Below are 12,567 nucleotides of genomic sequence, written 5' to 3' on the forward strand. Positions count from 1 at the left end.
CTCTGCGCCCACCCTCCGAACGACCTCACGCCGTGGGCGGCGCGGCCTCAGGCGTCCGCGCCACGAGACCCGCCTTGTCGGCGAACAGCTTCGTCAGCGTGGCCGCAAGCCCGTCTACCGAACCGCCGCCGGTGACGAGGACCTGCGGCACGATCTGCATCTGCTTGTCGGACAGCACCGTCGCCACGTTGACGGCCAGCGTGCCGGCTTCGCCGATCGCGTCCTTCTGCGCGCGGAAGCCCTCGGCCTTCGCGAGCCCCTGCGCGCGGATGACGTCGGCCTGCGCCTCACCAGTCTGCTTGGTGAACGCCGCCTGGCCCCGACCCTCCGCGGTCTTCGCGGTCGCGTTGTTGTCGGCGATCGTGATGCCGACCTCCGAGCGCGCCAGGTCCTTCTGCATGTCGGCCTTGCCGGTGGCCGCTTCGGTGTCGATGCGCTGATCCTGGGCTTCCTTCTGCTTCTTGAACGTCTCGATTTCCTGGTTCGCGATCTCGCGCTCGGTCAGCACCTTCACCAGTTCGCTGGGCAGCACGACGTCCTGGATGTAGACGCCCTTGGTCTCGACCTCGTACTTGTCGAGCTGCCGCGAGATGTGCTCGAACGCCTCCTGCTGCACGGCCTGGCGCGTCTCGATGAACTGCGTGGCCTTCATGCCGCCCAGTTTGTCCCGGAACATGTTGCCCACGGCGGCCTGCAACACCTCGTTCACCAGGTTCAGCATCGAGCCGACCATCGAGATGACGCGCGGCGCCTTCGTGTCCGGCACGTGAATGAGCACCTGCAGGTCGATGTTGAACACGAAGCCCTCACGGCTCTTCGCCGTGATCGGATCGAGCCCCTTGTCCAGGTTGTGCGCCTGTGAGGTCGCGCGCGACCAGTTCAGGTTCAGAATCGACGTCGGCACGATCTCGGCCTGATAGATGCGGGGGTTGATCGGGTACTTGCCCGTGCGCAGCGGTTCCTCCCAGATGCCGCGGTGTCCGGGTTTGACGAGACTGCCGAACTTGAACTCGGATCCCGACGTATCCTCCGTCGGCAGGCCAACGTACGACTTGATCACCGCCACCTGCCCCTGCTCGACGACCAGCATCGGCACCTTCTCGACGCGCAGCAGGAACGGATTCAGGTTGTAGGCACCGTAGAGCAGCGGATCGTGCTGCAAGCCGATGCGGCCACCGCGCTCGAGGAACGTCTGGAAGTCCTGGTACGACGCGTGCTCGTTGTTCTTCGACCCCAGAATCGTCTCGATGAGCGCGCCGTTGCTCACGGGCGTCCCCGTCGCTCGCGCCTCGTCCTCGAGGACCTTGATGTCCTGGAAGCCGCCCAGGCGACTGGCGATGTCCCCAGCCGGCAACGCGTCGCCCTCGAGTGCCGTCACGATGCCGACCATGTCGAGCACCCGACCGCTCTCGGTGGCCTTCGGCTCGATGCGCGTGACCTCCAGTTGTTCGGGGCTCAGGCCGAACAGGGAGAAGCTCAACACCCCTTTCCTGTCGCGCAACTCCTCCAGCACCGGTACGCCATAGACACGCGGCTTGGTGATCACGAGGAAGCCGACGGGGTGCACCGGCGCCAGCGTGCCCGGCGACAACACCGGTCGCTGGACACCTTTCTGACCGGCCGCCTTGACGAAGCCCGCCAGGTCGGTGAAGTTCCCGAACTCGGTCTTGTAGACGGCCGACTTCGCACCAATCGGCAGCGGGCGGCCCACCTGTGCGATGACGACCCCAACCTCACCGGCTGGAACCTGCACCCACGGGTGCTTGGTCACGGTGAAGATCGGCAGGAACTTGAACCGCAGGCCCGGCATCAGCAACTCGGCCTGATAGCCGGCTTCACCTACGAACGCGACCGGGTTGTCGCCCGGCAGCTTCCGGCCGAACCGCTTGCGCACCAACCCGACCTCCGTGGGCCCGATCGAGTAGAACGACTGCAGCACCACGGCCACGAACACCAGAAGTACGACACCAGTCAGCGGCCCGAGCATCGATGACTCCTTTCAGGGAACCGCCCCACCGCACATCCACGCCCTCTGAGGGTAATCTGACGAGTGCACACGGCCCACGGTTGCAGGCACCGGCAACCACATGTGTGCGCAGGAGGTTGGCGACGGCGATCTCGGGTGCCGCGTTGGCACGAGATCTGGCAGCCGTCGGTTCGTTGACGCTCGTACGGTTCCGCGCCATCGGTCTACGCGCCCACCGTTGGCAGGCACGGTGGTTCGCCCGCGCGCGTCAGCCGACGCGTTTCTCGTACACTCGGTACGTCTTGTACCGCGTCGCACCGCCGCGCGAGAGCGCGCGGTTGACCGCCTCGTTGTCCTCGAGTGTCCAGGAGCACTCGGCCCATCGCCACCCGATCTTCTTCGCAGCCTGCACCAGGCTGAGCATCAGCAGCGGGAGCACGCCGGTGCCGCGGTAGTCATCGACGACCCCGACGAGGACGATCCGGAATCGGGTCACGATGAACCGGCGCAGCAACAGCCGGATCAGCCCCGACGGCAACAGTCTCCCATCGGTCGGCTTGAGCACCTGGTTGATGTCCGGCAGCGCGACGGCGCAGCCTACCGGACGTCCGTCCACTTCTGCGGCGAGGGCGGCGTCGGGCATCACGATTTGCTTCAAGTCCTTGACGATGTGCGCGAACTCTTCCTTGGTTGGCGGGACGAAGCCCCAGTTGTCCTTCCAGGCCTCGCAATAGACCGCGTGGAGCTTCTCGGTCTCCGACCAGACGTCGTGCGTGTTCAGCGGCCGAATGACGATCTTGTGGCGCCGTCTCAGGCGCTCGGCGAGGGACACGAGGCGCGCTTCGGGGGCCTGCTGCACGTCGAGGAGCCAGCAGTACAAATCCTTGGCCTTGCCGTACCCGGCCCGTTCGACGGCCTCCGGATACTCGGGCGGATTCCACGGCATCATCAGGTACGGATCGGTGTCGAACGCGTCGATCTGGAACCCCGCGCTGTAGTTCAGCGATGGATTGAGCGGGCCGCGCACCGACGTACGACCACGCGCCACGGCCCATTGCTCGACCCGGCCGAGCAGGGCGGACGCGGCTTCGGGGCTTTCGGCTTCGAAGAACCCGAAGGCCCCAATGTTGTCCTTGTGCCGCTCGTTGTGGCGCCGGTCATCGATGGCCGCGACTCTGCCGACCACGCGCTCGCCTTCCCACGCGATGAACAGGTCCATCTCCGCGACCGCGCAGAACGGGTTCTTCTTCTGGCTGAACTGATCCCACTCCGAGAGGCGGAGCGGCGGAACCCAGTGAGTGTGACCTCGGTACAGGCTGTACGGCAGATCGATGAACCTGCGCAGAGAAGAACGATCGGTCACCGGACGCACATCGATCATGCCGGGCCCTCCAGAGGTTCGGTGATGATATCTCACTGGCGTGTGTCTGGCCGCCCCTGCCAAGCCGGCCGACCGACCGGATGCCCACTCACGCGCGAAGCGCCGGAATGCCCCACGCTGAACCGAGGTGCCGCTGGCGCCAGTTGATCGATCATCCTGAAGCCTGGCCCGAGACGTCCGGCACGGGAATGTTCGCCCTCGCGATGATTGATGGAGCCGGCGGCAGATGCACGCGGTGTCGGCAGGATCCCATTCAGTTGACGCCGGCTGTGACGACGCGCATGACGCGATCGATGGCAGCGAAGAGCGCGGCAGGATCGATCGGTTTGGTGACGTACTCGTCCATGCCGGCTTCGAGGCACTTCGCGCGATCGCCAGGCATGGCGTGGGCCGTCATCGCGATGATTGGCAGGTGGCAGCCGGTCGCCCGCTCTCGGGCGCGAATTGTCCTGGTCGCCTCCAGGCCATCGACCTCGGGCATCTGAACGTCCATCACAACGAGGTCCACCCGCTGGCTGGCGAGCAGGTGGAGAGCTTCCCGGCCGTTACCGGCCACACTCACCGCGTGGCCGCGCTTGGCCAGCAGCGCCCGCGCCAGGCGTTGATTCACGGGCGAATCCTCGACGAGCAGAATGCTGAGCACGGGCCGCGCCGACACCGGGCTTGCCGGGGGCGGCGCGTCGGGTTCGCTCGCGGCGACCTCCGGCTCGGCGGTGTCGAACGGCAGGACGAAGCAGAAGGTGCTGCCGCCGCCTGATGTCGCGTCGAGCCAGAGCCGGCCGCCCATCGCCTCGACCAGGCGCGAGCAGATGGCCAGGCCAAGCCCGGTTCCGCCGTACCGGCGAGAGTTCGATCCGTCCGCCTGGGTGAACGGGTCGAAGATCGTCGCTCGCTTGTCGTCCGGAATGCCGATGCCCGTGTCGGTAACGGTGAACTGAAGGTCGGTCTCCCCCGTGGCGCTGGGCGCCCGGGACACCGCCACGCTCACCGAGCCGCGCTCCGTGAATTTCACCGCGTTGCCCACGAGGTTGATGAGGATCTGCCGCAGGCGGTCTGCGTCGCCGATCAGGACGGCGGCGATGTCAGGGTCGATCCGGAGCGCGAGCGTCAGACCCTTCTGGCTGGCCTGGACTGCGAGCAGGCGCAGCGCGTTGCCAAGAACTTCGCGAAGGTCGAATCGCGTCTGCCTGAGCCTGAGCCGTCCGGCCTCGATCGCGGAGAAGTCGAGAATCTCGTTGATGAGGGTGACGAGCGACCCGGCCGATTGCCTGGCGAGTTCAATGTACTCGCGTTGGTCGGGCGTGAGTTCCGTATCGAGCAGCAGTTCGGTCATGCCGACGACGCCGTTCATCGGCGTCCGGATCTCGTGGCTCATGTTGGCGAGGAACTCGCCTTTTGCGCGATTCGCCGCCTCAGCCGCGTTGCGAGCCACCTCGATGTGCCGCGTCTGCCGCGTGACCTGCCTGCGGAGCAGCATCACCCATGTCAGGCACAACAGCGTGGCCGACCCCGTGGCCACTACCACCCAGGCCGCGTGCCGCAGCGTCCACCAGGACGGCGGCCGGAGGATGACCATGTCCGCAGCCGATCGAAGACGGACCTTGAAGCCGGTCGGCTTGGCGTTGTCGTCGAGGTTTTCGACGCACACCCCGACCAACCGGACGCGACTCATCGGCTCGACCTGAATCGGCGGATCGAGATTCTCGAGGTGGCCGTAGAAGACGACGCCGTTGGCCTCGATACTGTAGACGTGCTCGTCGCTGTAACGCGCAATCGCGGTCACGATGCCGTCGAGTTGCACGAGTTCGTCGCCGAACCCACCCTTCATGATGCCAGCAGCGGTCGTCGCTTTCGGCTCCGGCAGTTGCCCGCGTCCAACTACCCGCGCGATCGCGTGTTCGAGTTGCGGTCCCTGGTCGGACCCGAGAAAGCCCACGACGTCGACGAGGTCGCCGGTCCGCAGGCCACTTCTCGCCACGCCCATGACGTACATGGAACTGGTGGCGTCGTGGATGAAATAGGTGCGGCCGGAGCGGGCCAGCAAGACGACGCCGCGCACGTGCACCCGTCGTCCGAACAGGGCCTGCGCCGAATAGTCCGAAAGCGTGGCGATCGGGCGAAGTGGCAGCGAGAATGGATCGGCCGCGCCGGCCTCCTCGACCGCGACGCTGCCGAGACTCGGCGCCAGGATGCGGAATCCGGTCACCTGGTGCCGCTGATTGAGCATGAGGTCGCAGACGCCGCGGATGGTGAGGCGTCCGTCGATATGGCGCTCGATTTCGCGGGCCGACGCGCCGGCCACGACGACCCGGATGACGCCGAAGTCCGTTGCCACGCGCAGTTCGGCCCCACCAGCCAGGTCGGTTGCCGTTCGGCCGACCCCCCGCACGACCACCCACTGGTGCTGTTCGCTGCCGGACAGCACATTCTGATAGCTGAGCGGCACGGCCTCGGGGAGCGGCCCGACACCGATCGTCCGCACGCTGGCTGAGCGAATGTCTGGGCCGAATGCTCCCATGGCGACGACGGCATCCACCCGGATGCGGGAGCCTGGAGCCACAATCGGAGCGCCATCAGTCCCTCCGAAGGCGATGCCGCCCGTACCGTCGTGCAGGAACACCGTTCGCGTTCCCGAATCGACGAACGTGACGATGCCCTCGAGGGTGACAGGCTGTCCTCGACCGGGGCTGGCGGCCGCGAGCGTGCCGAGCGCCCGGATCTCGGTCAGGCCAGTCGCCGCCGCGGGACGGCGCGCGGCCACCCCGGCTTCAAGCGAACCCGGCCACAATCCGAATCCGACGCACAAACACATCGACGCTAGGCGCATTTGCACACACAACGGAGACGCAGCCAACGTTTCGGTAATCGGCAGGCCTGTTCGAGCGCTTGAACGCCCGTAATCGAGGGTGGGTCGGGCCGCACGCCCGACGCTTCCCATCCGAGGACCAGCAGAGGCGCGGCCGGGTGGACTCCACCCGCCTCGTCCGATAGGATCGGCGGCACGAGACATCACACGGGCCACCGGGGACCGGTCGTTCAACCCAGCCACGTCCGATGCTCAACCGTGAGCGCGGCGGAGGAGGTTACCATGCGCACCTCTGCTCTCCTGGTTCCCACGATCGCGAGGCTGGCTGTCGCACTGACGTGGATGGGCCTCTCCAGCGCCACCTCGCTTTCTGCGGTCGCGCCGTTGACGCCACCCGCTGCGACGGATCTGCGGTGCGAGTACATGGTCGACCCGATCGGGATCGACGCCACGCATCCGCGCCTCAGCTGGCGACTTCAATCCACCGAGCGCGGCGCGGTACAGTCGGCTTACCAGATCCAGGTCACGCAGGATGGCAAGCTACGCTGGGACACCGGCCGGGTGGCGTCAGACCGATCGGTACATCTGCCCTACGGCGGGTCGGCGCTCGAATCCTCGCGACGCTATACCTGGCACGTGCGCGTCTGGGATGGCGGTGGAACGGTGTCCGCCTGGAGCGCACCCGCGTCATGGGAGATGGGGCTGCTCAACGCCGAGGATTGGAAGGCCCGCTGGATCGAGCCGGCGGCGAGTGAGGCCTCGACGGCGCCTCAGCCGTCCCCGATGCTGCGAGGCGCGTTCGCGGTGAAGGGCAAGGTGAAATCGGCGCGCGCCTACGTCACCAGCCTGGGTCTCTACGAACTGGAGATCAACGGCACGCGCGTCGGCGACCAGCTGTTCACGCCCGGCTGGACGAGCTATCGGCATCGCGTGCAGTACCAGACGTACGACGTGACGGCGCACGTGCGCGCTGGCGAGAACGCGATCGGTGCCACCCTGGGCGACGGTTGGTACCGCAACAGTCTCGCGTGGGGCAACCGGCGCCACGTCTACGGTGAACGCCTTGCGCTGCTCTGCCAGCTTCGGATCGAGTTCGCGGACGGCAGGATCGAAACGGTCGGATCGGACGGAACGTGGAAGTCGACGACCGGCCCGATTCGGATGTCGGACATCTACATGGGTGAGACCTACGATGCCAGGCTCGAGCGTCCTGGATGGAGCGCACCCGGCTACCCGGACCGCGACTGGCTACCCGTGCGCGTCGTTGATCCGGCGCCACGAACCCTTGTGGCGCCGGCTGGGCCACCCGTCCGGCGGATCGACATCGTGCGGCCCGTCAGGATCCTCGAGACGCCGGCGGGTGACACGGTGTTCGACATGGGGCAGAACATGGTCGGGCACGTGCGCGTGTCGATGCGGGGCCAGGCCGGGACGACGGTCACGCTGCGCCACGCGGAGGTGCTCGACAAGGCCGGCAACGTCTACACCGACAACCTGCGGGCCGCAAGACAGCAGGTCACCTACATCCTGAAGGGCGCTGGCGATGAGGTCTACGAACCGCATTTCACCTTCCAGGGTTTCCGCTATGTGGTCGTCAGCGGCTGGCCAGGCGAGCCCACGCTCGATAGTCTGGTCGGAGTGGTGGTCCACTCGGACATGCGGGTCACCGGGAGCTTCGAGACCTCGAGCCCGTTGCTCAACCAGCTGCAGCACAACATCCGCTGGGGTCAGAAGGGCAACTTCCTCGATGTGCCCACCGACTGCCCGCAGCGCGACGAGCGTCTGGGATGGACCGGAGATGCGCAGGTGTTCGCGCGAACGGCGGCCTTCAACATGGACGTGGCGGGCTTCTTCACGAAGTGGCTCGCCGACGTGGGAGCCGATCAGCAGTCGGACGGTGCCGTTCCGCACGTGGTGCCAGACGTCTTGAGCGAGAAGGGTCGCGGGGCCTCGGCTTCCGCCGCCTGGGCCGACGCAGCGGTCATCATTCCCTGGACAATGTATCTGAATTACGGTGACACGCGCGTGTTGGAGACGCAGTACGCGAGCATGAAGGCGTGGGTTGAGTACATGCGGCGCCAGGCCGGGGACGCGAACCTCTGGAACACCGGCTCGCACTTCGGCGACTGGCTCGCCTTCGCGACGACTGACGCCGACTACCCTGGTGCCACGACCGGCAAGGATCTGATCGCGACCGCGTTCTACGCGCATTCCACCGACCTGCTGAAGCGAACGGCGGCCGTCCTCGGGAAGACAGACGATGAGGCCGTCTACGCGGCGCTCGTGCCGAAGATCAGGGCTGCGTTCGTCCGCGAGTTCGTGACCGCCGCGGGTCGTGTCGGCGAGAACACGCAGACGGCCTACGTGCTCGCCCTGGAGTTCGAGTTGCTCCCCGACGACCTCCGAGCCGAGGCCGCGCGGCGTCTCGCCGCGGACGTGCGCGCGAGAGCCCACCTGACGACGGGCTTCGTCGGCACACCCTATCTCTGCCATGTACTGGCGCGCCACGGCCACCTGGACGTCGCGTACCTGCTTCTGAACCGCCAGCAGTATCCGTCGTGGCTCTATCCGGGAACACAGGGCGCCACGACAATCTGGGAGCGGTGGGACGGAATCAAGCCCGACGGCTCGTTCCAGGATCCCGGCATGAACTCGTTCAATCACTATGCTTACGGCGCCATCGGCGAGTGGATGTATCGCGTCGTGGCGGGGCTCGAAATCGACCCGGAAGAACCCGGCTACAAACACGTCCTCGTACAGCCGCATCCCGGAGGGGGCCTGACGTCCGCTGTGGCACGTCTGCAGACGCTGTACGGCGAAGCGGCGTCCGGCTGGACGCTGGCCGACGGCACCCTGACGGTGTCCGCGACAATACCGCCCAACACGCGCGGCACAGTGTGCCTGCCGGCGGCCACGCTGGCCGGCCTGACCGAGAGCGGCGTTGCCGTGGCGTCGGCCCCGGGCGTGAAGCACGCCGTCCAGCGAGGCGCAGACGTGCTGGTGGAGGTCGGTTCGGGCAGCTACGTGTTCGTGTACCCTGCGGCTCAACTGGAGTCGAAGCCAGTCCGCGAGTGATCGTCGGGATTGAGTCATACTGGGGAGGCTCGATGCCGAACCGCGTCCCCTTGGAGGCCACGATGACTTCAGTGTTGCGCCGGTCGCTGATCGCAGGGTGCCTGATCCTGTTCGCCGCCACGGTTCTCGCGCAGACGCAGACGTCGAGCCAGCAGGAGACGTTCAAGCCGCAGGTCGGCCAGGCGGGCAAGGACGTCATCTGGGTGCCCACTCCCCAGTCGCTCGTGGACAAGATGCTCGACATGGCGCACGTGACACCTCAGGACTACCTGATCGACCTGGGATCGGGCGACGGCCGCACGGTCATCACGGCGGCGAAGCGCGGCGCGCGCGCGCTTGGAATCGAGTACGAACCGCCGATGGTCGAGCTGTCGAAACGGAATGCGGCTGAAGCCGGCGTCAGCGACAGGGCGACATTCGCCAAGGCCGACATCTTCGAAAGCGATTTCTCGCAGGCGACAGTCATCTCGATGTTCCTGCTTCCCAGCATCAACCTGAAGCTGCGACCGAAGATTCTCGAGCTCGCGCCCGGAACCCGAATCGTGTCCAACAGCTTCAACATGGCCGAATGGGAGGCCGACGAAACGGCCACCGTTGGCGACGACTGCACCACCTGGTGCACCGCGCTCCTGTGGATTGTGCCGGCCAAGGTCGAGGGCACCTGGCGGCTGCCGGATGGCGAACTGGAGTTGAAGCAGGAATTCCAGATGGTGACGGGGACACTGAAGACAGGCGGCCAGGTGCTGCCGGTGACCGCGGGTCGCCTGCGCGGCGCGACGCTGAGCTTCAAGGCTGGCGACCTCGAGTACACCGGCCGCGTCACCCCCACCGCGATCGAGGGCACGGCCGCCGCTCTCGGCAAGACCAGGTCGTGGAGCGCGACCAGACCGGGCCGCTGAATGGAAGGCAGGGACTACTGGGCAAAGGATGAAGGAGGAAGGATGAAGGATGAAGGAGGAAGGAGGAAGGCTGAACGCCGGAACCTGCGGGATGGCGATTGCAGCCAACGATTCCGGAATTGACGGACCTAGCCCGAGGGCGTTTCTGACGCATACAATGTAGCGATCGGCGGCCATCCTCATCCAGTTCCCGAGGCCCGGCATCATGTTCAGAATCGAAGAATCGTTGGACAGGCGGATCCTCTCTGCGCAGAAGTACCGCCCGGTCGTCGTGATAACCGAGCCGCTCGATGCCCGCGTCCTCGAGGCCGTGTGCTACCTGACGCGCTACGTCAAGCCGGTGCTCCTTGCCAGTGAGGACGACGTCCGCGCCACGGCTGCGAAGTCGCTCTCCCACGTGGACCGTTCGCGCGTGGAATTCAGCCTCAGCGAGTGCGCGTTCGTGGACATCGCCCAGCAGGCGGACCTGGTCGAGGAATTTGCCACCGATTGCCTCGAGCACCCGCTCTGCCGGAAGGAGGCGCGCGATCTCGACCAGGCGCGCCGCCTGTTGTCGCAGCCGGGCCAGTTTGGCATCTACGCGGTGCACCGCGGCCACGCCGACATGGTCGTCGGCGGCGCTGCTTACAGTCCGAAGAACTTCTTCCGTCCGATGCTCGCCCTTCTCGCCAACCGGCCGGTCGTGTGCGAGGTCGGCATCTTCGTTCTGCCGGACGACTTCCCCGAGGGCTACTACCCGCACAACATCGTCGTGTTCGGCGACGTCGGCGTCAACGCGGTGATGACACCCGAAACGCTTGCCGAGGTCTCCGTCGGCACGTGCGCGGTGGCGCGAGACGTCATCCCGGAGGACGTACTGCCGGAGATTCACGGCGCGATCGTGTCGTATTCGCACAAGGGTTCCGATGAGGGCCCATCGCCCGACATGGTACGAGAGGCGCTGAGGCTGGTGCCGGCGCTGCTCGAGAAGCGCGTCAAGATGGGCTCGCGCTACGCGAGCATTCGCATCACCGGCGAGGTCAAGTTCAGCGCGGCCATCTCACAGCGGTCCGCCGAGCTGTACGGCGTCGAAGGCCTCAGCGGCGGCACGAACGTCATCATCAGCCCGAACATCGACACCGGGAACCTGCTCTACTTCCTCTATGCGGCCCGTTTTCCCACCGCCAAGAAGTTCCCGGTAATCTTCGGCACCGCCTTCCGCTCCGTCGACCTCGCGATGGACTGCACGCCGGAGGACGTGCGCCTCGCGGTGAAGGCCTGCGTACTGCGGCTCCAGCGCGACGGCCGGTGGGGCCGGACCCCCAAGGACACCTTCTTCCGGCGGTACCGCGTCCTGGCGATCAACCCCGGGTCCACGTCGACGAAGATCGCGGTGTTCGAGGGCGACCAGGAAGCCCAGAGCCTGGAGATCGCACATACCCCCGAGGAACTCGCTCCGTTTGCGGGCCGTCGCATCACCGATCAATACGAGTTCCGCAAGGAGGCGGTGTTGGGCGTCCTGAGTGGTTTTGGCCTGAACCTGGCGGACCTCGACGCCATTTGCGGACGCGGCGGTCTCCTCCACCCGATGCCTCACGGGACGTACCGCGTGGGCGAGGCGATGCTCGCCGACCTTCGTGCCGGCGTCGGCGGCGACCACGCGTCGAACCTCGGCGGGCTGATCGCGCACGAACTTGCCGCCCCGGCCGGAAAGCCCGCCTTCATCGTCGATCCGGTCGTCGTGGACGAGGCACCGTCCCGGGTGAAGATCACGGGCGTCAAGGCGATCCGGCGCCGGACGATCAGCCACGCGCTCAACCAGGTGGCGTCGGCGCGGCGCTTCGCCCAGGAGGCCGAGACCTTCTACGAGAAGGTCAACGTGATCGTGTGCCACCTCGGCGGCGGCATCTCGGTTGGCGCGCACCGCATGGGCCGCTACATCGACGTCAACAACGCGCTCGACGGCGAAGGTCCGTTCAGCCCCGAACGATCGGGCAGCCTCCCCCAGGCCCAGCTGGCAGAGATGTGCTTCTCGGGCCGCTACACGCACGCCGACATCAAGAAGCTGATCAAGGGAGCCGGCGGTCTCATCAGCCTGCTCGGCACATCGGACCTGCGAGAGGTCGAGCGCCGCGTGCTGGCCGGTGAGCCCGAAGCGGAAGAGGTGTTCGACGCGATGGCCTACCAGGTCGCCAAGGCGGCCGCTGCCCTTCTCCCCGCCTTCGAGGGCCAGACGCTCGACCGGGTGGTGCTCACGGGCGGCATGGCCCGATGCGTGCCGCTCGTTGAGCGGCTCGAGTACTACCTGTCCGGTCTGCCGTGCGGCGTGACGGTCTACGCGGGCGAGAACGAGATGGTGGCCCTGGCCAAGGGCGCGCTGCGCGTCCTGTACGGCAAGGAAGAGGCGCGCGAATACCACGCCGAGGCATCGGTGCCCGCCCCGGCCACCGCGAGCGCCTGA

Annotated in this window: 6 protein-coding genes; 3 read left to right on the forward strand and 3 right to left on the reverse strand. The window is 66.6% G+C overall.

What is annotated here, in order from left to right; translation table 11 throughout:
• Positions 1-25: 25 nt before the first annotated feature.
• The 3 genes from VGK32_02825 to VGK32_02835 form a co-directional block, all read right to left on the reverse strand.
• Positions 26-1,987 (reverse strand): SPFH domain-containing protein, encoded by a 1,962-nt coding sequence (locus VGK32_02825; GenBank protein ID HEY3380671.1) that lies wholly within the window; start codon positions 1,985-1,987, stop codon positions 26-28.
• A gap of 247 nt (positions 1,988-2,234) precedes the next feature.
• On the reverse strand, positions 2,235-3,347 hold the full coding sequence (locus VGK32_02830) for a hypothetical protein (protein HEY3380672.1): 1,113 nt from the start codon (positions 3,345-3,347) through the stop codon (positions 2,235-2,237).
• Positions 3,348-3,600: 253 nt separating this feature from the next.
• A complete protein-coding gene (locus VGK32_02835; protein HEY3380673.1) occupies positions 3,601-6,108 on the reverse strand; it encodes an ATP-binding protein in 2,508 nt (835 codons plus the stop codon).
• Between the two features lie 327 nt (positions 6,109-6,435).
• On the opposite strand from VGK32_02835, the gene VGK32_02840 reads away from it, so the two are divergent.
• The 3 genes from VGK32_02840 to buk all read left to right on the forward strand — a co-directional run bounded on the left by VGK32_02840 (position 6,436) and on the right by buk (position 12,567).
• Entirely contained in the window at positions 6,436-9,228 is a 2,793-nt protein-coding gene (locus VGK32_02840; protein HEY3380674.1) for a family 78 glycoside hydrolase catalytic domain, read from the forward strand.
• Between the two features lie 62 nt (positions 9,229-9,290).
• Complete coding sequence (locus VGK32_02845; protein HEY3380675.1) at positions 9,291-10,127, forward strand: class I SAM-dependent methyltransferase; 837 nt, start codon at positions 9,291-9,293, stop codon at positions 10,125-10,127.
• A 205-nt stretch (positions 10,128-10,332) separates the two neighbouring features.
• Complete coding sequence (buk, locus tag VGK32_02850) at positions 10,333-12,567, forward strand: butyrate kinase (GenBank protein ID HEY3380676.1); 2,235 nt, start codon at positions 10,333-10,335, stop codon at positions 12,565-12,567.

Source organism: Vicinamibacterales bacterium (assembly GCA_036504215.1).
Taxonomy (GTDB): domain Bacteria; phylum Acidobacteriota; class Vicinamibacteria; order Vicinamibacterales; family Fen-181; genus FEN-299.